The sequence below is a fragment of the Micromonospora sp. U56 genome (assembly GCF_018070095.1).
GTDB classification, from domain to species: Bacteria; Actinomycetota; Actinomycetes; order Mycobacteriales; family Micromonosporaceae; genus Micromonospora; species Micromonospora purpureochromogenes.
This window is the reverse complement of record NZ_JAGPYL010000007.1, coordinates 73,837-95,746: the sequence shown is the minus strand read 5'-3', so window position 1 is coordinate 95,746 and position 21,910 is coordinate 73,837. Positions and strand designations below refer to the sequence as shown.

Genomic DNA, 21,910 nt, shown 5'->3' with positions numbered 1-21,910 from the left:
AGGGGTGTGGGTCTTGTTACTAGTCGGTAATACTATCGAAACATTTAGATCAAGTGAACAGCTGACCTCGTCGCGCGGGGCGGACACGTTCACAAACGTCGATTAGGTTCGTCCTGCGAACACCCCGATGGAGGGAGTCCACCTCGTGCGACGTGTTTTCACGGCGGCCATCGCCGCCCTGACCGTCACCACCGCCGGCACCCTGGTGACCGGCACCCCCGGCCAGGCCGCCCTACCGGGTTGGGGCCGGCCGGTCCCGGTCGCCGCCGCACCGGCGCCCGGCAGCCCTGGCCTGGGCGACAGCTACTTCCCCGACTACGGCAACGGCGGGTACGACGTCAGCCACTACGACGTCCGCCTGCGCTACGAGCCGGCCACCGACCGGCTCACCGGCACCACCACCATCCTGGCGACGGCCACCCAGGACCTGTCCCGCTTCAACCTCGACTTCCTGCTCGACGTGGAGTCCGTCCGGGTCAACGGCTGGTCGGCCGCGTACACCCGCGAGGGCATGCACGAGCTGGTGGTCACCGCGCCGCGCGCCATCGTGAAGGGCCAACTGCTCACCGTCGTGGTCAGGTACTCCGGCGTGCCGTCGGAGACCCTGGTCGGCGGCTACACCGGTTGGACCCGGACCGACGACGGCGCGCTGGCGGTCAACGAGCCCGAGTCGGCCTGGTGGTGGTTCCCGGCCAACGACCACCCGCTGGACAAGGCCACCTTCGACGTCTCGGTGTCGGTGCCCACCGGGGTCGAGGTGATCAGCAACGGCGTGCAGCCCCGCCCGCCGCTGGCCGAGCCCGGCAACCGGATGCGGTGGGGCTGGCGCAGCACCAAGCCGGCCGCCACCTACCTGGCGTTCCTGGCGATCGGCCAGTACGACATCGTCACCGACAGCGCGCCGAACGGGCAGCCGGTGATCAACGCGTACAGCGCCACGCTGGGCGAGCGCGGGCCGGCCGCGCGGGCCAGCATCGAGCGGACCGCCGAGATCGTCGACTGGGCGAGCGGCATCTTCGGGCCGTACCCGTTCGAGGCCCAGGGCGGCGTCGCCGGGCCGATCGACGGCATCGGCTTCGCGCTGGAGACCCAGACCCGCCCGGTGTACGGGCCGGGCTTTTGGCGCCGCGGCGCGAACACCTACGTGGTGGTGCACGAGAACGCCCACCAGTGGTTCGGCGACTCGGTGTCCGTCGCGCAGTGGCGGGACATCTGGCTCAACGAGGGCTTCGCCTCGTACGCCGAGTGGCTCTGGTCGGAGGAGCAGGGCGAGGGCACCGCGCAGGAGCTCTTCGACTTCACCTACGCCGCCTATCCGGAGGACTCCGGGTTCTGGCAGGTGCGGCCGGGTGACCCGGGCGCCGACCGGGTCTTCGACAACGCGGTCTACGACCGGGGCGCGATGGCGCTGCACCAGCTCCGGCTGGCCGTCGGCGACGAGGCGTTCTTCGAGATCCTGCCGGCCTGGACCGCCGAGCACCGGTACGGCAACGGCACGGTGGCGCAGTTCCAGGCCCTCGCGGAGCGGATCTCCGGACTGGACCTGGACGAGCTCTTCACCACCTGGCTGTTCACCGCCGGCCGTCCGGAACTGGCCACGGCCGCCCGCGCGACGGCTGCGGCCGCCCCGGCGCAGCCGAAGTCATGGACGAAGATCCGCGAGGCGCACCAGCTCCTGCAGCGCTGACCCCCAGCCCGGCCGAGTGCCCGCTCCCCTTCCGGGGGCCGGGCACCCGGCCGGTTCGCCGTTTCGGCGGCAACGCCATCCGGGCGGGAACAGCTCGCCCGAACACGCCGGGGCGGGCATTGCTCGGCGCGGACGCCGGTCAGCGCGGACGCCGGTCAGCGCGGACGCCGGTCAGCGCGGACGCCGGTCAGCGCGGACGCCGGTCGGTGACGCCGGTCGGTGACGCTGGTCAACGCGACAACCACCTGGAGTGCGGACCGTCCGCGAGACGCTACCGACCTGATGACGTGGACGACTCACGCCGTCCGGCGCGGCGTCAGGCCGCCGGCGCCGACACCGGCGGCGCGGTCGGCGCGCCGGCGGCCTCGATCGCCCGGATGTGCCGGTAGGCGAACCAGAGCGGCGGGAAGGCGCCGACCGCGAAGGAGAGGTCGACCAGCGTCCAGAACCACGGGATGTCCCGGATCGGCCCGCAGATCAGCGCCAGCGGCACGATCCCGGCGCAGGCGATCATGCCGAGCTGTACCACCCAGACGTTGCGCACCGGATCCCGCAGCGGTCCCCAGAAGGCGACCGCCAGCACCAGGTGGGCGAAGGCGAGCCAGTCGGTGCCGTAGAGCATGAACGGGTAGCGGTCGCCGGTCTCCACCAGCCCGGTGTGCACCCGCTCGATCCAGCCGACCAGCGCCGGCAGATCGTCGGCGAGCGGGTCGAGCGCGCGCAGCAGCCAGCGCACCTCGATCTCCAGCGGGAACGCGGTCGCTCCACTGAGGAAGAGACCCACCAGCACGATCCACAGCCACCGGCGGATCCGCCGCAGCCGCTCCTCGGTATCCATGGCCGGAGCGTAACGACGATCTTCGTGCCGCCCGGTCCCGTGGGCGCCTGATCCACCGGCGAACCTCATGACCTGGCTCACCGGTAGCCGGTCCCGGCCACGCCCGGTGACTCCACCAGGAACGGCCACGCGGCCACCGGAGGAATCCGCGTCGCCACTGTGAATCGGCTACGACAGGTCCGTAGCGTCCCGACACCGCTCGGGGTCGCACCGGGTGAGGTCCAGGCGCAGCCGGGTCGGCGGGTCCGCCCGAGGCAGGTGTGCAGCCGACACCGACAGCCCTTCCGCCCGCGCCCTACCCCGGCGTCGAGCCACCTCAGGGCAGGCAGTCGGGCGGGGGCACGTCGACCAGGCCCGCGCCGCCGGCCATTCGGGGGCGACGGCGGGACCGGGCCGGCGCCCCGCCGGCGCAGTCGGCTGCGGCCCGGACCAGTCGGCTGGACGGCAGCCGCCCCACCCCCGGCCGGCGCACCGCCGCCGGGTACCAGCCGGGCGGCGGGCTCCCCGCCGGGCGGGGCGTCGTGGCCGGGCGGGCGGTCGCCACGGGCCGGGTCGCGGGCCGGGTGACGGGCCGGACGACGCGGGTGGCGATGGCGGCGACCCGGCGGGCCGGGCGGCGCACCACGGGCGCGGCCAGCACCAGGGTGACCCGGCGACGCAGCCGGTGGTCGCGCAGCCCGTCGAGGGCGACGCCCGCGGCGGCCGCGGCGACGGCGGTCACCGCGGCGGCCAGCACCAGGGTCTGCCGGGGGCCGGCGTGCTCGGAGAGCCAACCGAGCAGGGGCGCGCCGACCGCCGCGGAGACCGAGCCGGTGACCGCCAGGGCGGCCAGCACCCGACCGCGCATGGCGTAGTCGGTGTCGAGCTGGGCGCGGGCGCCGACCGTGGTGTCGATGACCACCGCCGCCGCGGCCACCGGGAGGATCACCGCGGCGAAGCTGACCGTGCCGGGAGCCAGCCCGGCGGCGATCTGCAACACGCTGGCCAGCAGGCCGGCGCAGATCAGCAGCCCGTAGCCCAGCTCGCGGCGGCGGGCCGCCACCAGCGCGCCCAGCACCGTGCCGACCGCGAAGACGGTGGAGAGCACGCCGTAGCCCGACGCCCCGGCGGCCAGCGGGCCGTCACTCATCGCCGCCATGGTCACCTGGTAGTTGCGGCCCAGGCTGCCCAGCACGAACGACAGCGCCAACGCGACCAGCACCACCGGCTGGCGCAGCAGGTAGCGGAAGCCGGCCCGGATGCCGCCGTCCGCCGGCACCGCATCGGCCGCCGCCGGCTCGCCGGTGTGCCGCTCCCCCTCGCGTACGGCGAACAGGGCGCCGACCACCGCGACGAAGCTGGCCGCGTTGACGGCGAAGAGCAGCGCGGGGCCGACGGCGGCGACCACGACGGCGCCGGCGCTCATGCCGAGGATGCGGCCGGCGGAGTTGGTCAGCGAGCCGAGCGCGAGGGCGTTGCCGAGGTCCGCCCGGTCGACCAGCGTCGAGGACCAGCGCCCCGACACCGGCCCCTCGATCGCCGACACCGCCCCGGTCACCAGCGCGATCGCGTAGATCGCCGGGAGGCCGCCGACGCCGGTGACGGCGACCACCGCCAGTCCCGCGGCGAGCAGAGCGTGAACCGCCTGGGCGCCGATCAGCACCGGCTTCGCCCGCAGCCGGTCGGCCAGCGCCCCGCCCCAGACGCTGAGCAGCAGCGTCGGCAGGGCCTGGAGCAGGACGGCCAGGCCCATCGAGGTCGCCGAGCGGGTCTCCTCGAGCACGTACCAGTTGACGCCGAGCACCTGCATCCAGGTCCCGATCACCGATACGAAGCCGGCACCGGCCCAGATCCGGTAGTTGCGGTGACGCAGTGCGGCGAACGTGCTTCCGAGGGCCACGAGGGCCTCCCCGTCCAGACGACGACATGACGAAGCCGAACCCACGGCGGGTTCGGCAGCGGCCAAGTCTGCCGCGCGCTAAACCGATTTGCGGCTTTCGTGAGCGGACTCACCGGGTCGACGGCGCCGGCGTGGGGCAGGCCCCGCCAGCCCGGCAGGCCCCGGGACGGACCGGACGCCGACGACAGACACCCCGGTCGGGACCGGCACGTCCGGACCGGGGTGTCGGTGCGGCGGGGGTCGCCGCCGGGGTCGTCAGCGGGCGGCGAGCGGCTGCCGCGCCGGGTCCACCGGGGCCGGCAGCTCGCCGACCCCACCCAGGTACGCGTGGATCGCCGCGGCGGCGGCCCGCCCCTCGGCGATGGCCCAGACGATCAGCGAGGCGCCCCGGTGCATGTCACCGGCGACGAAGACACCGTCGGCGTCGGTCTGCCAGTCCGGCCGGGCGTCGACCGCGCCCCGGGCGTTGCGGCGCACCCCGAACTGCTCCAGCAGCGGCTGCTGCTCGGTGCCCTCGAAGCCGATGGCGAGCAGCACCAGGTCGGCGGGGAGTTCGCGCTCGGAGCCGGGCAGCGGGGTGACGATCCGCCGGCCGTCCCGCTTCTCGACGCTGACCTCGGCGATCCGTACGCCCTTGACCTGGCCGGTGCCGTCGTCGACGAACTCCTGCACCGCGACGGCGAAGACCCGCTCGCCGCCCTCCTCGTGCGCCGGGTAGTTGCGCAGCACCCACGGCCAGGTCGGCCACGGGTCCCGGGCGGCGTCCCGGGTCTGCGGGGGCTCCGGGTAGAGGTCGAGCTGGTGCACCCCGGCGGCGCCCTGCCGGTGGGCCACCCCGAGGCAGTCCGCGGCGGTGTCCCCACCGCCGATGATCACGACGTGCTTGCCGGCGGCGTCGATCGGGGTGCCGTCGGGCAGCACCGCGAGGGCCGGACGCCCGTCGCCGGCCGCCGCGACGCCGGGCCGGCCGGCAGCCGCCTCGGCGACCACGCGGTTGGCGGCGACCAGGTGCGTCATCGCCTGGTGTACGCCGCGCAACTGCCGCCCGGGGGTCTCCGGAGTGTCCCGGCCCTGGAGCGCGCCGCAGGCCAGCAGCACCGCGTCGTGCTCGGCGCGCAACTGCTCGGCGGTGACGTCCACGCCGACGTCCACCCCGGTGCGGAACTGGACGCCCTCGGCGGCGAGCTGGGCCAGCCGCCGGTCGATGTGCTGCTTCTCCAGCTTGAAGTCGGGGATGCCGTACCGGAGCAGGCCGCCGATCGCGTCGTCGCGCTCGTACACCGTCACGGCGTGACCGGCGCGGGCGAGCTGCTGGGCGGCGGCGAGGCCGGCGGGGCCGGAGCCGACCACGGCGACCGACCGGCCGGTCGGCGCCCGCACCGGGCGGGGCCGCAGCCCGCCCCGGGCCACCGCCGCGTCGGCGATCTCCACCTCGACCTGCTTGATGGTGACCGGCTGCCCGCCGCCGATGCCGAGCACGCAGGCGGCCTCGCAGGGCGCCGGGCAGAGCCGGCCGGTGAACTCCGGGAAGTTGTTGGTGGCGTGCAGCGACTCCACCGCGGCGTCCCAGTTGCCGGTGCGGACCAGGTCGTTCCAGTCCGGGATGCGGTTGCCCAGCGGGCAGCCGTCGTGGCAGAACGGAATGCCGCAGTCCATGCACCGGGTGGCCTGCTCGCGGATCAGCTCCTCGCCGGCCGGCGGGTAGACCTCGCGCCAGTCGCTGATCCGCACCGGCACCGGGCGGCGCGCCGGCAGCCGCCGGTCGTAGCGCAGGAAACCGTTCGGGTCAGGCACGAGCCACCTCCTGGGCCGCCGCCCGCGGGGCGGGCGGCACCGGCGCGGTCAGCGCAGACATGACCGCGTCGTCGACATCACGGCCGGCGGCTTCGGCGGCCCGCATGATCTCCATCACCCGGCGGTAGTCCCGGGGCACCACCGCGGTGAACTCCTCCACCGCCTCCGGCCAGCGCTTGAGCAGCTCCGCGCCGAGGACCGAATCGGTCTCCGCGACGTGCCGCTGCACCAGCTCGTGCAGCAGGTCGCGCTCGGAGTCGCGCAGCGACACCAGGTCGACCAGCTCGGCGTTGACCCGGTCGGTGTCCAGCCGGTGCACGTACGCGGTCCCGCCGGACATGCCGGCGGCGAAGTTGCGGCCCGTCTCGCCGAGCACCACCACCGTGCCGCCGGTCATGTACTCGCAGCCGTGGTCGCCGACGCCCTCGACGACGGCCACCGCGCCGGAGTTGCGCACCGCGAACCGCTCCCCCACCCGGCCGCGCAGGAACAGCTCGCCGCCGGTGGCCCCGTACAGGATGGTGTTGCCAGCGATGATCTGGTCCTCGGCCCGGGCGCCGGCGGCGGCGTCCGGGTCGGCGAACGGCGCGGCGGCGTCCGGGCGGACGACGATTCGCCCGCCGGAGAGTCCCTTGCCGACGTAGTCGTTGGCGTCGCCGTGCAGCCGCAGGGTGACCCCGCGCGGCAGGAACGCGCCGAAGGACTGCCCGGCGGTGCCGCGCAGCGCGAACTCGATCGTGTCGTCGGGCAGGCCGGCGCCGCCGAAGCGGCGGGTGACCTCGCCGCCGAGCATCGCGCCGACGCTGCGGTGCTCGTTGCGCACCGCCACCTCGACCCGGACCGGGCTGCCGTCGTGCAGCGCCGGCTGCGCGAGCGTGATCAGCTCGTTGTCCAGGGCCAGTTCCAGGCCGTGGTCCTGGGCCCGCACACCGCGCCGCGCGGCGTCCGCCGGCAGCTCCGGCAGGTGCAGTACGCGCCCCAGGTCCAGCCCGTGCGCCTTCCAGTGCTGCACCGCCGGGGCGACGTCGAGCAGCTCGGCGTGCCCGATCGCCTCGTCGATGCTGCGGAAGCCCAGCTCGGCGAGGTAGCCGCGGACCTCCTCGGCGAGGAAGAGGAAGAAGTTCTCCACGAATTCCGGCTTGCCGGTGAACCGCTCGCGCAGCACCGGGTTCTGGGTGGCGATGCCGACCGGACAGGTGTCCAGGTGGCAGACCCGCATCATCACGCAGCCCTCGACGATCAGCGGGGCGGTGGCGAAGCCGAACTCCTCGGCGCCGAGCAGCGCCGCGACCAGCACGTCCCGGCCGGTCTTGAGCTGGCCGTCGACCTGCACGGTGACCCGGTCGCGGAGCTTGTTGAGCAGCAGCGTCTGCTGCGCCTCGGCCAGGCCCAGCTCCCACGGGGTGCCGGCGTGCTTGAGCGAGTTCAGCGGGGACGCGCCGGTGCCGCCGTCGTGCCCGGAGATCAGGATGACGTCGGCCTTGAGCTTGGCGACGCCGGCCGCGACGGTGCCCACGCCGACCTCGCTGACCAGCTTGACGTGCACCCGGGCGGCCGGGTTGACGCACTTCAGGTCGTGCACCAGCTGGGCGAGGTCCTCGATGGAGTAGATGTCGTGGTGCGGCGGCGGGGAGATCAGGCCGACGCCCGGGGTGGCGTGCCGGGTACGGGCGATCCACGGCCAGACCTTGTTGCCGGGCAGCTGCCCGCCCTCGCCGGGCTTGGCGCCCTGCGCCATCTTGATCTGGAGATCGTCGGCGTTGACCAGGTATTCGCTGGTCACGCCGAAGCGACCGCTGGCGATCTGCTTGACCGCGGAGCGGCGGGCCGGGTCGTACAGCCGCTCGACGTCCTCGCCGCCCTCGCCGGTGTTGGACTTGCCACCGAGCCGGTTCATCGCGATCGCCAGGGTCTCGTGCGCCTCCGCCGAGATCGACCCGTACGACATGGCGCCGGTGGCGAACCGCTTGACGATCTCGGTGGCCGGCTCGACCTCGTCGATCGGCACCGCCGGGCGCACCCCGGTACGCAGGGTGAACAGCCCGCGCAGCGAGCCGGCCCGCGCGGCCAGCTCGTCGACCTTGGCGGTGTACTGCCGGAACACGTCGTACTGGCGGCTGCGGGTGGCGTGCTGGAGCAGGAAGACCGTCTCCGGGTTGAACAGGTGCAGCTCACCCTCGCGGCGCCACTGGTACTCGCCGCCGACCTCCAACCGGTCGGAGGTCTCCGCGCCCGGCGCCGGCCAGGCCAGCGCGTGCCGGGCGGCCACCTCGGCGTGGATCTCGTCCAGCCCGATGCCGCTGATGGTGCTGGGGGTGCCGCGGAAGTAGCGGTCCACCAGCCGGGTGTGCAGCCCGACCGCCTCGAAGACCTGCGCCCCGCAGTACGACGACACCGTCGAGATGCCCATCTTGGACATGATCTTCAGGACGCCCTTGCCGAGCGCCTTGACGTAGTTGCGGATCGCCTTGCCGGGGTCCACGCCGACCAGCGCGCCGGTGGAGATCATGTCCTCGACCGACTCGAAGGCCAGGTACGGGTTGACCGCCGCCGCGCCGTACCCGATCAGCACGGCCGCGTGGTGCACCTCGCGGCAGTCGCCGGACTCGACGATCAGCGCCACCTGGGTGCGGGTCTGCTCGCGGACCAGGTGCTGGTGCACCGCCGCGGTGAGCAGCAGCGACGGGATCGGCACCAGGTCGGCGTTGGAGTCCCGGTCGGACAGGACCAGGATCCGCACGCCGTCCTCGATCGCCTCCGAGACGTGCCGGCAGATCTCGGTCAGCCGCGCCTTGAGGCCGGCGCCGCCGTCCCGCACCCGGTAGAGCCCGGAGACCCGGACGGCCTTGAAGCCGGGCAGGTCGCCGTCCTCGTCGATCGAGAGGATCTTGGCCAGCTCGTCGTTGTCGATCACCGGATACGGCAGCACGATCTGCCGGCAGCTCGCCGGGCCCGGGTCGAGCAGGTTGCCCTCCGGGCCGATGGTCGACGACAGGCTGGTCACCAACTCCTCGCGGATGGCGTCCAGCGGCGGGTTGGTGACCTGGGCGAAGAGCTGGTGGAAGTAGTCGTAGAGCAGCCGCGGCCGGGTCGACAGCGGGGAGATCGGGGTGTCGGTGCCCATCGAGCCGAGCGGCTCCGCGCCGAGCCGGGCCATCGGCGCGAGCAGGATCTTCAGCTCCTCCTCGGTGTAGCCGAAGGTCTGCTGGCGGCGGCGTACCGAGTCGTGGGTGTAGACGATGTGCTCGCGCGGCGGCAGGTCGGTCAGGTCGATCAGCCCGGCGTGCAGCCACTCGGCGTACGGCCGGGCGGCGGCCAGCTCGGCCTTGATCTCGTCGTCCTGCACGATCCGCCCGTTGACGGTGTCGACCAGGAACATCCGGCCCGGCTGGAGCCGCCCCTTGGCGACCACGGTGGCCGGGTCGAGGTCGAGCACGCCCGCCTCGCTGCCGAGCACGACGAGGCCGTCGGAGGTCCGCCACCAGCGGCCCGGGCGCAGCCCGTTGCGATCCAGCACCGCGCCGACGATCTCGCCGTCGGTGAAGGCGACCGAGGCGGGCCCGTCCCAGGGCTCCATCAGGCTGGCGTGGAACCGGTAGAAGGCCCGCTTGTCCGCCCGCATGCCCGGGTCGTTCTCCCAGGCCTCCGGGATCATCATCAGCACCGCGTGCGGCAGGCTCCGCCCGGCCAGGTGCAGCAGTTCGAGGACCTCGTCGAAGTTCGCCGAGTCGGAGGCGCCCGGGGTGCAGACCGGGAAGATCCGCCGGATGTGGCCGGGGATCTCGGGGCTGCGCAGCAGCGCCTCCCGGGCCTGCATCCAGTTCCGGTTGCCGCGGATGGTGTTGATCTCACCGTTGTGCGCGATGAACCGGTACGGGTGGGCCAGCGGCCAGGACGGGAAGGTGTTGGTGGAGAACCGGGAGTGCACCAGCGCGATCGCGCTCTCGACCCGCTCGTCGGTCAGCTCCGGGAAGTACGCCGGCAGCTGGTCCGGGGTGAGCATGCCCTTCCAGGTCATCGTCCGGGAGGACAGCGACGGGAAGTACGCCGGCACGCCCCGCTCGGCGCTCTCCCGCTCGGCCTGCTTGCGCACGCAGAACGCCACCCGGTCCAGGTCGAGGCCGGTCAGCGGCGAGCCGGCCGGGCCGGCCGGGGTGTCGGTGAGCCGGTGCGCGGCCAGGAAGACCTGACGGATCCGGGGCATCGCCGCGAGCGCCGTCTCGCCCAGCCCGCTCGGGTCGACCGGCACGTCCCGCCAGCCGAGCAGGTCGGCCCCCTCCACCAGGGCGTACTTCTCCACCACCTGCCGGGCGCGGGCCTCCGCCGCGTCGTCGTCGGGGAGGAAGACCAGGCCGGTGGCGTACTGGCCGACCGGCGGCAGCGGGAAGTCGACCACCGCGCGCAGTAAGGCGTCCGGGACCTGGATCATGATCCCGGCGCCGTCACCGGTGTTGTGTTCCGCGCCCCGGGCGCCCCGATGGTCCAGGCGACAGAGCGCGCCGAGGCCGCCCGCCACCACCGCGTGGGAGCGCCGGCCGTGCAGGTCCGCGACGAAGGCCACGCCGCACGCGTCGTGCTCGTTGGCGGGGTCGTAGAGACCGGCCGGGGGCGGGGCCGACTGCGGGCTGTGAGGGTACGGAAAGGCCACCGGGCCTCCTGTCGTCACTCAGGTTGGATCATGGTCGGGACGACGTCGGCCCTTGGCGGTTTATTGAGTCTACGTTAGGGAGACCCGCGCAAGGCCAGTGCAGATTGATCACACCTTCCAGACTCTGGGACAGGTAGTCTCGCGCGGTGGATCCCCTGCGCAGCGAAATCCTCGCCCGGCTGGAACGCTTCTACGACGCGGTGCCCCGCGACGTCGCACGCGGGGAGGAGCACGGCGCGCTCGTGCTCTTCGTGCGGGAAGGGGTCGGCTGGCCGTTCTACGCCCGACCCCGCCTCGACGCCACCGCACCCCCGTCGCTGGCCGACGTGACCGCCGTCCGCGAGCGGCAGCGCGAGCTGGGCCTGCCCGAGGCCCTGGAGTGGGTGCACGAGACCACGCCCGACCTGCTGGCGGTGGCCCGGGCGGCGGGGCTGAGCGTGCTGGAGGCGCCGCTGATGGTGCTCGACCCGGCCGCCCTGCCCGACCCGGCGACGCTCACCGACGTACCGGTGCGGGTGCTGGACCCGGACGCGCCCGGCTTCGCCGCCGACGTGGCCGCCCGCCGCGCGGTCGCCGCGGTCGGTTTCGCCGCCGCCGGCACGGCCCGCGGCGAGGCAGGCCCGGCGGAGCGGGACGCCGCGATCACCGAACTCGACGTGGCGGCGCTGGACGAGGAGCGGACCCGCCTCGCCGACGGCCGCCGGCTGTCGGTGCTGGCCGGCACGTCCGAGGAGGGGGCGCTGGCCAGCGGGATGGCGATGCGGGTCGACGACGTGGCCGAGATCGCCGGGGTGGCCACCCTGCCGGCCGCCCGCCGCCGGGGCCTCGGCGCGGCGGTCACCGCCACCCTCGCCCACGAACTGCTGGCCGCCGGCACCGACCTGGTCTTCCTCTCCGCCGGCAGCGAGGAGATCGCCCGGGTCTACCTCCGGGTCGGCTTCCGCCGCGTCGGCACCGCCTGCATCGCCGAACCCACCGCCCTCATCTGACCACCGCGCCCGGCCGCCACGAGTTGATCATGAGGTTGGCGGCGCGACACGCCGAGGCGAGCCCGGCCAACCTCATGGTCAACGGGGGCGGGGGTCAGGGGGTTGGGGGGCGCCACTGGGCGGCCGACGAGGCGGCGCTGGAGAGCAGGCGGGGGCTTATCGTGCCGAGGGCGGCGTCGCGGGCGCGCAGGGCCAGCCGGCCCCGGGCCTGGAGGACCGCCGACATCCGGCGGGTCTGCCGGACCACCGTCGCCGCGCGCGGGCGGCGCAACCGGTCGTACGCCTGCACGGCGTCGGGCAGTCGGGATTCGCGCAGCAGCGAGGAGAGGGTGGCCGCGTCCTCGAAGGCGAGGCAGGCCCCCTGCCCCAGGTGCGGTGGCATCGCGTGCGCCGCATCGCCGAGCAGCACCACGCCACCGGAGCCGGCCGGGAAGCCGTACGCCCGGGGCAGCGGGCGCAGCTCGCGGACCTCCTGCTGCACCAGGTCGGCCGGTTCGGTGGCGTCCAGCAGCTCGCCGATCGGCGCGGGCCAGCCGGCGTACCAGCGCTTGAGCAGGGCGAGCTGGGTCTCCGGCGGCTCGGGCCGGGGCGCTCCGGCGGCGGTGGCGACCCAGTAGATGCCGCCCCGGCGGGAGGCGCCGGAGGAGCCACGCTCGCCCAGCGAGGCGGCCACGAAGCGGTAGCCCGCCCCCAGCACCTCCCCGCCGAGCGGCTGGTCGGCCGGCAGCCGGGGCGCCCGGTACCAGGGGATCACCGCGCGCCAGGCCGCGCAGCCGGAGCTGATCACCGCCGAGGCGGGGGCCAGCTGGCGGCGTACCGCGCTGTCGGTGCCGTCGGCCGCGACCACCAGATCGGCCTCGACCAGGTGCCCGGCGGTGCCCACCGCGGGCCGCTGGCCGGGGCGGACCCGGACGGTGTCCACGGCCACGCCGGTGCGCAGCTCCACCCGGTCGCCGAGCCCGGCGATCAGCGCGTCGTGCAGGTCCTCCCGGTGCACCACCACCGGCATCCGGTCAGCCGGCGTCGGGCGCGGCTGCACCAGCCAGTGCCCGTCCGGGCGGCGCACCCCGGCGTCGGGCAGCGGGGTGGCGATCGCGTCCAGGCCCGCGCCGAGGCCGAGCGCCTGCAGCGCGCGTACCCCGTTGGGCCAGAGCACCACGGCCGTGGCTTCCGGACGGACCCGGTCCGCCCGTTCCAGCAGGGTGACCTGCCAGCCGGAGCGGGCCAGCGTGCCGGCCACCGCCAGCCCGCCGAGGCCGGCGCCGACCACCACCGCGGTGCGCATCCCCGCCCCGCTCAGCTGTCCCGGTCAGCCGGCCGGGCGCCGGCAGCGCCCGCCCGGTCGTCCCGCTCCGGGACGTCGCCGTCGCCCACCGGCGCGGCCTCGTCGTCGGCGGGCGCGGCCTCGTCGTCGGCCGGGGTTTCGTCGTCGGTCGCCGTGGTCTCCTCGGCGGCGGGTTCGTCGGGGACCTCGCCGGTCTCCCGGTACGCCTGGAACTGCTCCTCGCTGACCGTCCGGTAGCCCTCCGGGGCAACCGCCCGGGGCCCGTTCTCGGTGCGGGAGAGGTCGACCTGGGAGACGTCCCCACCGGCCGGCGGCACCGGAGTGGCCGGCACGCCCACCGGGATCAGGTACTCGCGGGGACCGCGGACCCGGAGGAAGTAGATCAGCGCGCCGAGGAAGACCAGGGCGGCGGTCCAGACGTTGACGCGCACGCCGAGGATCTCGTTCGCCTCGTCGGTGCGCATCAGCTCGATCCAGAACCGACCGACGGTGTAGCCCATCACGTAGAGCGCGAAGGCCCGACCCCTGCCCAGCTTGAACCGGCGGTCGAGGGCGAACACCAGGGCGGCGACGCCGACGTTCCACAGCGCCTCGTAGAGGAACGTCGGGTGGTAGAGCCCGGGCTCCAGGACCGGCTGGCCGGCGGGGTCGCGCTGCGCCTGGCCCGGGTCGGCCGGGTCCATCTTGTGGATCTCCAGCCCCCAGGGCAGCGTGGTGCGGCCGCCGTAGAGCTCGTTGTTGAACCAGTTGCCCAACCGGCCGACCGCCTGGGCCAGCGGCAGGCCGGGAGCGAGCGCGTCGGCCACCACGGCGAACGGGATGCCGAGCTGCCGGGCGGCGATCCAGGCGCCGACCGCGCCGCCGGCCACCGCGCCCCAGATGCCCAAGCCACCCTCCCAGATGGCGAACGCCTTCAGCGGCTCGCCACCGGCGCCGAAGTACTTCTCCGGCGAGGTGATCACGTGGTAGATCCGGGCGCCGATGATGCCGGCCGGCACCGCCCAGACCGCGATGTCGAGCACCGCGCCCGGGGCCACGCCGCGCTGGCGCAGCCGGCGCTCGGTGACCCAGCAGGCCAGCACGATGCCGAGGATGATGCAGAGCGCGTAGGCCCGGATCGGCACCGGCCCGAGCTGCCAGACCGCGGTGGTCGGGCTCGGCAGGGCCGCCTGGGGGCTCAACGAGGCGAGGGTCACGGCTGCAAAGGCTACCGTTGCGGACCGCATCCGCGGCACCCCGGTCCGGCGCGGTTCGCGCGCCGGCTGACTTCGGGTTTGCCGGCCCGTACGCTCTTTGTCCATGAGCACGCTCACCTGGGCGGTCGCCGCGGTCCTGACCGACGAGGCCGGTCGGGTGCTGCTCTGCCGCGCGGGTGGGCCGTCCCGACGCTGGGGGCTGCCGGGCGGCCGGCCACGCCGCCCGGAGTGCCCGATCGGCGCGGTCACCGGAGAGATCCTGGCCGAGACCGGGTGGCGGGTCGAGGTGACCGACCTGGTGGGGATCTACCACCTCAGCGATGCCCCGTGCGGGCGGGCTGCGCCGGGGCCCGGGCCGCTGCCCGACGTGCTGGTGCACGTCTTCCGCGCCCGCCCGGCTCAGCGGCCGGCAGGCGACGCGCCGGCCGGCTGCGCGCTCGGCTGGCACCGGCCGGACCAGCTGCCCGAGGAGGTCACCCCGGTGACCCGCGCCGCCGTCGCGGACGCGTCGGCGGGACGCTCCGGGGTGCTGCGGGACCTGCGCCCGGCGGGGATGCCGGAGCCCGCTCCTCCGCCAGCAGCGGACGGGAGCGCCCTGCCGACACCTGGCGGTGGGACGGTGCCGCCCGGCCCGCGCGCCGCGCCGGTCCCGAGACCCCACACCTGAGCGTGGCGGCCCCGCGATGTCGCCGACGTGGCGGCTTCCGGGGGACGAGGATGCCGCCATATCGCCGAAACGGCGACTCGACGCGACCGATGTCGAGGCGGCCGGCGGGGCGAGGGGTCCGCCGGGTCAGCGGACGGGGTGGCGGACGCCCTCGGCGAGTTCGGCGCCGAGCGTGCGCAGCGCGGCCAGCCCGGCGGCCGGGTCCGGGGCGTCGAGCACGCAGCGGACCAGGGCGCTGCCCACGATCACGCCGTCGGCGTACCCGGCGACCGTGGCGGCCTGGGCGCCGGTGCCCACGCCGAGGCCGACGCCGACCGGCAGGTCGGTGACCTCGCGGAGCCGGGAGACCAGGACCGGCGCGGCCTCCGAGGTCTGCGCCCGGGCGCCGGTGACCCCCATGATCGCGGTGGCGTAGACGAAGCCCCGGCAGTGCTCGACGGTCATCTTCAGCCGGGCGTCGGTGGACGACGGCGAGACCAGGAACGTGCGGTCCAGGCCGTGGGCGTCCGAGGCGGCCAGCCACTCGCCGGCCTCGTCGGGGATCAGGTCCGGGGTGATCAGGCCGGTGCCGCCGGCGGCGGCGAGGTCGCGGGCGAACGCGTCGACGCCGTACTGCTCGATCGGGTTCCAGTAGGTCATGGTGACCACCGGGGCGCCGGTGGCGGCGACCGCCTCGACGATCCGCAGGGTGTCCGCGGTGCGGACCCCGCCGGCCAGGGCGATGTCGCTGGCCTTCTGGATCACCGGCCCGTCCATCACCGGGTCGGAGTAGGGGATCTCCACCTCGATGACGTCGACGCCCGCCTCGACCATGGCGGTCATCGCGGCGATGCTGCCCTCGACGGTCGGGAAGCCGGCCGGCATGCAGCCGACCAGCAGGGCCCGCCCGTCGGCGCGGGCCTTGTCGAAGGCCACCCCGATCCGACTCACGCTGTCACTCCTTGTCGAGGATGCCGAAGTACTCGCCGGCGGTGTGCACGTCCTTGTCACCCCGACCGGACAGGTTGACCACGATGACCGGCTCCCGGCCGAGTTCGGCGGTGAGCCGGGGAGCGATCCGCAGCGCGCCGGCCAGCGCGTGCGAGCTCTCGATCGCCGGGATGATCCCCTCGGTACGGCAGAGCAGCTCGAACGCGGCCATCGCCTCGGCGTCGGTCACCGGCTCGTACGTGGCCCGGCCGCTGTCGTGCAGCCAGGCGTGCTCCGGCCCGACGCCCGGGTAGTCCAGCCCGGCGGAGATCGAGTGCGACTCGATGGTCTGGCCGTCGGCGTCCTGGAGCACGTACGTGCGGGTGCCGTGCAGCACGCCCGAGGTGCCGCCGGTGATGCTGGCCGCGTGCCGGCCGGTCTCCACCCCGTCGCCGCCGGCCTCGAAGCCGTACAGCCGCACGTCGGTGTCGCCGACGAAGGCGTGGAAGATGCCCAGCGCGTTGGAGCCGCCGCCGACGCAGGCGGCGACCGCGTCCGGCAGCGCGCCGGTCAGGTCGAGGCACTGCTGGCGGGCCTCCTCGCCGATGCCCCGGACGAAGTCCCGGACCATCTCCGGGAACGGGTGCGGGCCGGCGGCGGTGCCGATCAGGTAGTGGGTGTCGTCGACGTTGGCCACCCAGTCCCGCATGGCCTCGTTCATCGCGTCCTTGAGGGTGCGCGAGCCGGTGGTGACCGGGACGACGGTGGCGCCGAGCATCCGCATCCGGGCCACGTTGAGCGCCTGCCGCTGGGTGTCGACCTCGCCCATGTAGACCACGCACTCGAGGTCGAACAGGGCGGCGGCGGTGGCGGTGGCCACGCCGTGCTGGCCGGCGCCGGTCTCGGCGATCACCCGCTTCTTGCCCATCCGCCTGGTGAGCAGCGCCTGGCCGAGCACGTTGCGCACCTTGTGCGCCCCGGTGTGGTTGAGGTCCTCCCGCTTGAGCAGCACCCGGGCGCCCACCTTCGCGGAGAACCGCTCGGCGGAGTAGAGCAGCGACGGGGTGCCGGCGTAGTCGCGCAGCAGGGCGTCGAACTCGGCGAGGAACGCGTCGTCGGTCATCGCCTTGCGGTACGCGGCGTCCAGCTCGTCCAGCGCCGCGACCAGCGCCTCCGGCACGAACCGGCCGCCGAAGCGACCGAAGTGACCGGCGGCGTCGGGAAGCTGACCGGCCGGGGCCGAGGCGTTGGCGCTCATCGCGGTGTGTCCTCTCGCTGCTGACGTCTCCCGGGGCGGGCTCAGCGCACCGGGCGGGGCGTGGCCGGGTGGTTGCCGGCGTTGACCAGCTCGGCGACCGCCTCGCGGGGGCTCTTCTGGGTGACCAGGCCCTCGCCCACCAGCACGGCGTCGGCGCCGGCCGAGGCGTACCGGATGAGGTCGTGCGGGCCACGCACGCCGGATTCGGCGATCTTGACGATGCTGCTGGGCAGGCCGGGCGCGATCCGCTCGAAGACCGACCGGTCGACCTCCAGGGTACGCAGGTCGCGGGCGTTGACCCCGATCACCTGCGCGCCGGCCTCCAGGGCGCGGTCGGCCTCCTCCTCGTCGTGCACCTCGACCAGGGCGGTCATGCCGAGCGACTCGATCCGCTCCAGCAGACCCATCAGCACGTTCTGTTCGAGGGCGGCGACGATCAGCAGCACCAGGTCGGCGCCGTGCGCGCGCGCCTCGTGCACCTGGTAGCTGGATACCACGAAGTCCTTGCGCAGGACCGGGACCCGGACGGCGGCCCGGACGGCGGCCAGGTCGTCCAGCGAACCGCCGAACCAGCGCCCCTCGGTCAGCACGCTGATCGCCCGCGCGCCGCCGGAGGCGTACTGCCCGGCCAGGTCGGCCGGGTCGGCGATCTCGGCCAGCCGGCCCTTGGACGGCGAGGAACGCTTGACCTCGGCGATCACGGCCACCCCGGGCCGGCGCAGGGCCGCGTACGCGTCCAGCGGCGGCGGTGCGGCGGCGGCCAGCTCGCGGATCCGCTCCAGCGGAACCTGCTCCTGCCGCCGCGCCACGTCCTCCCGGACGCCGGCCAGGATCTCGTCGAGCACGCTTCCGGACGCCGCCGAACCGGCCTCGTCCCCCTCCGCGTGCGCATGCTCAGCAGTCACCAACGGACTCCCCTCTCCGGGTGTCATGGGCCGATGCTAGGGGGCGCCAGGTGACGACGGGTGCCGGGGGTATGGCGCTCCTCACGAAATGGGCTGTGGCATGATGGCCGACTTCGGTGAACGCGATGTCACACAGCGCCACGATGCCCGTCGACCGGCCTGCACGCCCCGCTCCCGGTCGTCGCGCGCGCATCCACCGTGGCCCATGGACCATGAGAGCACGGCCGCCCGGTCCCCGCAGCACGGCGACGCCCGTCGATGCTGTGACGAAGGTCAAGGAAGAACGGCCCTACCCTGGTCGTTCGCTCCGACGGACAGTTGATTCGCCCGTCACCACGGTGAAACGTGAGCCGGGCAACGTGTCCACCGGGCAGACTCGATGACGCGCCTGCCGAGACGTCGGACTCCTCCTGCGGGGTGACCTCATGAGCACGACCGGGCCGAACTCCACCGCCCTCGGACTGACCACCCTTTCCCGCACCGTCGCCTCGCTGGCCGTCGGCGTGGTGCACACCCTGGAACGCGCCGTGGTCGGCGAGGGTCGGGTGCGTACCGCGCGCGGCAACGCCTGGGAGGCGGTCTGCGCCGACCGGGCCCGCGCCGACCAGCGGGCCGAGCTGGACCGCCTGGTGGCCGAGCTGGCCGCCGCCCGGGCCGCGGCCCGGGACCGCCGCGAGGTCCGCGAGCGCCAGCCGGTCAGCTGACCGTCGGGTCCTCGCCCCGGTCGAGGGCGTCCCACGCCTCGCGGGTGCCCCGCTCGGTGGCCGGGCGCCCGTCGGCCCCCGCCGGCGCCTCGGCGCCGGCGCGGCGCTCGTACCGGGCGCCCATCGCCGGCCAACGCTGACCGCGCGCCGCGGTGAGCGCGCCGCCGAGCGCCGCCAGCACCCCGCCGAGCAGGCAGAACGCCGGCCACTGCCGGCTCACCTCGCCGTCGAACGCGGCGACCAGCCCGTAGCCGCCGCCCGCCGCCACCGCCGCGCCGAGCAGGGCCAGCAGCCCGCCCAGCAGGCGCCGGACCCGGCCCCGGGTGGCCAGCACCGCGCCGCCCCCGGCCAGCCCGACCAGCGCCAACGCCGACAGCCACGGCAGCAGGTCGGCGCCCGTGCGCCCCTCCCGCGCCGACGGCAGCGATCCGCGCGGGGTCACCTCCACCGACCAGGTCCGGGTCGCCGCCCAGAAGGCGAGGCCCGCCCCGGCCAGGCAGAGCAGCACCGCGTACGTCAACTCGCGCCGGCCCGACGCGGCCGGCGTACCCGCCGCGGCCGGGATGTCCGGCGCGGCGGGGGTGTCCGGACTGCCCACCGGACCACTCGCCGGGCCGCTCATCGGGCGGGCCGGAGGGTTTCGGCGGCGGCGATGGCGGCGAGCACCGCGGCAGCCTTGTTCCGGGTCTCCTGGTCCTCGCCGGCGGGATCGGAATCGGCCACGACCCCGGCCCCGGCCTGCACGTACGCCCGCCCGTCGCGGATCAGCGCGGTGCGGATGGCGATGGCCATGTCCAGGTCGCCGCCGAAGCCGAAGTAGCCCACGGTGCCGCCGTAGATGCCGCGCCGGACCGGCTCCAGCTCCTCGATGATCTCCATGGCGCGCACCTTCGGGGCACCGGAGAGGGTGCCGGCCGGGAAGGTCGCGGCGAGCGCGTCGAAGGCCGTCCGGTCGTCGCGCAGCGTGCCGACCACGGTCGAGACGATGTGCATCACGTGGCTGTACCGCTCGATGGTGGCGAACTCCGGCACCTCCACCGTGCCCGGACGGCACACCCGGCCCAGGTCGTTGCGGCCCAGGTCGACCAGCATCACGTGCTCGGCCCGCTCCTTCGGGTCGGCGAGCAGCTCGGCGGCGAGCCGGGTGTCGGCGTCCGCGGTGGCGCCGCGCGGCCGGGTGCCGGCGATCGGGTGCAGCAGCGCCCGCCGCTGCCCGTCCGGACCGGCGTTGACCTTCAGGTGCGCCTCCGGCGACGAGCCGACGATGTCGAAGCCGTCGAAGCGCAGCAGGTACATGTACGGGCTGGGGTTGGTGGTGCGCAGCACCCGGTAGACGTCCAGCGGGTCGGCACGGGTGTCCCGCTCGAAGCGCTGGGCGAGCACGATCTGGAAGCACTCGCCGGCGCGGATCGCCTCCTTGGCCGCCTCGACCGCCTTCGGGTAGCCGCCGTCCGGGGTACGGCTGACCACCTCGCCGGCCGGCGGCCGGCCGACCGTGGAGATCATGGGCGGAATCGGTCGGGACAGCGCGGTGGTCATCGCGTCGAGCCGCCCGACCGCGTGGTGGTACGCCGCCGCGACCAGCGGCTCCCGGTCCGGCGCGTCCAGCGGCGGCAGCACCGCGTTGGCGACCAGGATCGCCGAGCCGTCGTAGTGGTCGAGCACCACCAGGTCGGTCGCGAGCATCATGCCCAGCTCCGGCACCCCGAGGTCGTCCTCGGTCAGCTCCGGCAGCCGCTCGAAGCGCCGGATCAGGTCGTAGCCCAGGTAGCCGACCATGCCGCCGGTCAGCGGCGGCATGTCGCTGGCCGGGTCCCAGACCGGGCCGGCCAGGGCCTCGACGGTCTCGCGCAGCACCTCGACCGGGTCGCCGGAGGCCGGCACGCCGGCGGGGGGCTGGCTGGTCCAGACCGCGACGCCGTCCCGCTCGACCAGGGTCGCGCCGCTGCGCACCCCGATGAACGAGTACCGCGACCAGGACATCCCGGCCGAGCCGACGCCCTGCTCGGCGGACTCCAGCAGGAAGGTGCCCGGGCCGCCGGCGAGCTTGCGGTAGACCCCGACCGGGGTCTCCGCGTCGGCCAGCAGCCGCCGGGTCACCGGCACCACCCGCCAGCGGGCGGCCAGTTCGGTGAAGCTGCCCAGGTCGGGGCTCAGGGTGCCGTCGGTCATCGCCGGGCCTGCCTCTCGTCCGCGCCGGCGCGGTCCGGCCGCGCCCCGCTGTCCGCGCTCACCGCTGGGTCTCCGCGCCGCTGACCGGCAGCTCGGTGAAGAAGCAGGTGCGGTGCCCGGTGTGACAGGCCGCCCCCACCTGGTCGACGCTGACCAGCAGCGCGTCACCGTCGCAGTCCAGCGCGACCGAGCGGACGTACTGGTGGTGCCCGGAGGTGGCTCCCTTGACCCAGTACTCCTGCCGGCTGCGCGACCAGTAGGTGGCCCGGCCGGTGGTCAGCGTGCGGTGCAGCGCCTCGTCGTCCATCCAGGCGACCATCAGCACCTCGCCGGTGTCGTGCTGGCGCACCACCGCGGCGACCAGGCCGTCGGGGGTGCGGCGCAGCCGGGCGGCGACGGCCGGATCGAGGCGCGACGGGCGCACCGCGCCGGCGTCGGCGTCGCTCGGGGAGGAGTCAGTCACGGGCACAGTGACCCATTGTCCCGCACGCGGTGCGGGGACCTGCGGGGCGTACCCGCCCCGGCGGGCGGCCCGGGCGAGCTGGGCGACGTAGCGGTCCAGCCGCCCGTCGGCGAGCGCCGCGGCCAGGTCCGGCCCGGCCACCTCCGCGACCCGGTCGGCGTACGGGCGGACCAGCGGGAGGACCCCGGCGACCAGGCGCGCCGCGGCGGCCCCGAGCTGGCCGGTGGAGGCGGGGCGCAGCCCGAGGCAGAGCAGCATGTCGTCGCGGTAGCCGGACGGGGCGACCGGCAGCGCGAGCGCGGCGGCGAGAGCGGCCCGCCGGGACACCACCCGGACGCTCGGGTTGGCCAGCCGCAGCACCGAGGGGCAGAGCCGGGCCAGGTCGGCGGCGGCCAGGCGTACTCCGAGGTGGTCCCCGGCGGCGCGGGCGCCGGCCACCTTGCCCAGCGTGGCGACCAGCTCCTCCAGCCGGGGCTCGTCGGCGGGCTGGCAGAGCACCGGCAGGTCGATCCGGGG

The 21,910-nt window shown here is 74.9% G+C and carries 16 protein-coding genes and 1 pseudogene; 4 read left to right on the top strand and 13 right to left on the bottom strand.

Annotated features, from left to right (window positions below; all coding sequences use genetic code 11):
* Nucleotides 1-145 precede the first annotated feature (145 nt).
* The gene (locus KBX37_RS05235; protein WP_210774784.1) at nucleotides 146-1,687 is read left to right on the top strand and encodes a M1 family metallopeptidase; all 1,542 of its coding nucleotides are present in this window, start codon (nucleotides 146-148) and stop codon (nucleotides 1,685-1,687) included.
* 316 nt (nucleotides 1,688-2,003) lie between these two features.
* Here KBX37_RS05235 and KBX37_RS05230 read toward each other — a convergent pair whose 3' ends face one another.
* The 4 genes from KBX37_RS05230 to gltB all read right to left on the bottom strand — a co-directional run bounded on the left by KBX37_RS05230 (nucleotide 2,004) and on the right by gltB (nucleotide 10,846).
* Nucleotides 2,004-2,525, bottom strand: a complete 522-nt coding sequence (locus KBX37_RS05230; protein ID WP_210774783.1) for a hypothetical protein — start codon at nucleotides 2,523-2,525, stop codon at nucleotides 2,004-2,006.
* A gap of 316 nt (nucleotides 2,526-2,841) precedes the next feature.
* Entirely contained in the window at nucleotides 2,842-4,404 is a 1,563-nt protein-coding gene (locus tag KBX37_RS05225; protein ID WP_210774782.1) for an MFS transporter, read from the bottom strand.
* A 255-nt stretch (nucleotides 4,405-4,659) separates the two neighbouring features.
* A complete protein-coding gene (locus tag KBX37_RS05220; RefSeq protein ID WP_210774781.1) occupies nucleotides 4,660-6,198 on the bottom strand; it encodes a glutamate synthase subunit beta in 1,539 nt (512 codons plus the stop codon).
* On the bottom strand, nucleotides 6,191-10,846 hold the full coding sequence (gene gltB, locus KBX37_RS05215; protein ID WP_210774780.1) for a glutamate synthase large subunit: 4,656 nt from the start codon (nucleotides 10,844-10,846) through the stop codon (nucleotides 6,191-6,193). The genes KBX37_RS05220 and gltB overlap by 8 nt, the downstream gene beginning before the upstream one ends.
* 146 nt (nucleotides 10,847-10,992) lie before the next feature.
* Here gltB and KBX37_RS05210 point away from each other — a divergent pair, with 146 nt between their 5' ends.
* Complete coding sequence (locus KBX37_RS05210) at nucleotides 10,993-11,835, top strand: GNAT family N-acetyltransferase (protein ID WP_210774779.1); 843 nt, start codon at nucleotides 10,993-10,995, stop codon at nucleotides 11,833-11,835.
* Between the two features lie 94 nt (nucleotides 11,836-11,929).
* Here KBX37_RS05210 and KBX37_RS05205 read toward each other — a convergent pair whose 3' ends face one another.
* Nucleotides 11,930-13,120 carry an NAD(P)/FAD-dependent oxidoreductase gene (locus KBX37_RS05205; protein ID WP_210774778.1) on the bottom strand — a complete coding sequence of 397 codons (1,191 nt, stop codon included), beginning with the start codon at nucleotides 13,118-13,120 and terminating at the stop codon, nucleotides 11,930-11,932.
* Between the two features lie 11 nt (nucleotides 13,121-13,131).
* Nucleotides 13,132-14,316 carry a prolipoprotein diacylglyceryl transferase gene (gene lgt / locus KBX37_RS05200; RefSeq protein WP_210774777.1) on the bottom strand — a complete coding sequence of 395 codons (1,185 nt, stop codon included), beginning with the start codon at nucleotides 14,314-14,316 and terminating at the stop codon, nucleotides 13,132-13,134.
* 103 nt (nucleotides 14,317-14,419) lie between these two features.
* On the opposite strand from lgt, the gene KBX37_RS05195 reads away from it, so the two are divergent.
* Entirely contained in the window at nucleotides 14,420-14,983 is a 564-nt protein-coding gene (locus KBX37_RS05195; protein ID WP_210774776.1) for an NUDIX hydrolase, read from the top strand.
* A 126-nt stretch (nucleotides 14,984-15,109) separates the two neighbouring features.
* Here KBX37_RS05195 and trpA read toward each other — a convergent pair whose 3' ends face one another.
* From trpA to trpC, 3 genes are read right to left on the bottom strand one after another with little or no spacing between them, the layout of a single operon-like run.
* Entirely contained in the window at nucleotides 15,110-15,913 is an 804-nt protein-coding gene (trpA, locus tag KBX37_RS05190) for a tryptophan synthase subunit alpha (RefSeq protein WP_210774775.1), read from the bottom strand.
* 4 nt (nucleotides 15,914-15,917) lie between these two features.
* Nucleotides 15,918-17,150: a tryptophan synthase subunit beta gene (gene trpB, locus KBX37_RS05185; protein ID WP_210774774.1), complete on the bottom strand. Its 1,233-nt coding sequence runs from the start codon at nucleotides 17,148-17,150 to the stop codon at nucleotides 15,918-15,920.
* A 41-nt stretch (nucleotides 17,151-17,191) separates the two neighbouring features.
* Nucleotides 17,192-17,995 carry an indole-3-glycerol phosphate synthase TrpC gene (gene trpC, locus KBX37_RS05180; RefSeq protein WP_210774795.1) on the bottom strand — a complete coding sequence of 268 codons (804 nt, stop codon included), beginning with the start codon at nucleotides 17,993-17,995 and terminating at the stop codon, nucleotides 17,192-17,194.
* Between the two features lie 485 nt (nucleotides 17,996-18,480).
* Here trpC and KBX37_RS05175 point away from each other — a divergent pair, with 485 nt between their 5' ends.
* Nucleotides 18,481-18,759 carry a hypothetical protein gene (locus KBX37_RS05175; protein WP_154943793.1) on the top strand — a complete coding sequence of 93 codons (279 nt, stop codon included), beginning with the start codon at nucleotides 18,481-18,483 and terminating at the stop codon, nucleotides 18,757-18,759.
* On the opposite strand, the gene KBX37_RS05170 is transcribed toward KBX37_RS05175, so the two are convergent.
* From KBX37_RS05170 to KBX37_RS35560, 4 genes and pseudogenes are all read right to left on the bottom strand, one after another.
* Nucleotides 18,752-19,357, bottom strand: a complete 606-nt coding sequence (locus KBX37_RS05170; RefSeq protein ID WP_374103658.1) for a Trp biosynthesis-associated membrane protein — start codon at nucleotides 19,355-19,357, stop codon at nucleotides 18,752-18,754. The genes KBX37_RS05175 and KBX37_RS05170 overlap by 8 nt on opposite strands.
* A 20-nt stretch (nucleotides 19,358-19,377) precedes the next feature.
* A complete protein-coding gene (locus tag KBX37_RS05165) occupies nucleotides 19,378-20,931 on the bottom strand; it encodes an anthranilate synthase component I (protein ID WP_210774772.1) in 1,554 nt (517 codons plus the stop codon).
* Between the two features lie 58 nt (nucleotides 20,932-20,989).
* Nucleotides 20,990-21,400, bottom strand: a complete 411-nt coding sequence (gene hisI / locus KBX37_RS34180) for a phosphoribosyl-AMP cyclohydrolase (protein WP_374103661.1) — start codon at nucleotides 21,398-21,400, stop codon at nucleotides 20,990-20,992.
* A 168-nt stretch (nucleotides 21,401-21,568) separates the two neighbouring features.
* Nucleotides 21,569-21,892: pseudogene (locus KBX37_RS35560) on the bottom strand (phosphoribosyl-AMP cyclohydrolase); the annotation flags it as partial.
* Between the last annotated feature and the right edge of the window lie 18 nt (nucleotides 21,893-21,910).

Excerpts from the sequence above, each read along its gene's own strand:
- KBX37_RS05165 (WP_210774772.1), bottom strand. The coding sequence starts at position 20,931 with ATGACCGACGGCACCCTGAGCCCCGACCTGGGCAGCTTCACCGAACTG.
- KBX37_RS05205 (WP_210774778.1), bottom strand. The coding sequence starts at position 13,120 with ATGCGCACCGCGGTGGTGGTCGGCGCCGGCCTCGGCGGGCTGGCGGTG.
- KBX37_RS05195 (WP_210774776.1), top strand. The coding sequence starts at position 14,420 with ATGAGCACGCTCACCTGGGCGGTCGCCGCGGTCCTGACCGACGAGGCC.
- trpB (WP_210774774.1), bottom strand. The coding sequence starts at position 17,150 with ATGAGCGCCAACGCCTCGGCCCCGGCCGGTCAGCTTCCCGACGCCGCC.
- KBX37_RS05230 (WP_210774783.1), bottom strand. The coding sequence starts at position 2,525 with ATGGATACCGAGGAGCGGCTGCGGCGGATCCGCCGGTGGCTGTGGATC.
- KBX37_RS05175 (WP_154943793.1), top strand. The coding sequence starts at position 18,481 with ATGAGCACGACCGGGCCGAACTCCACCGCCCTCGGACTGACCACCCTT.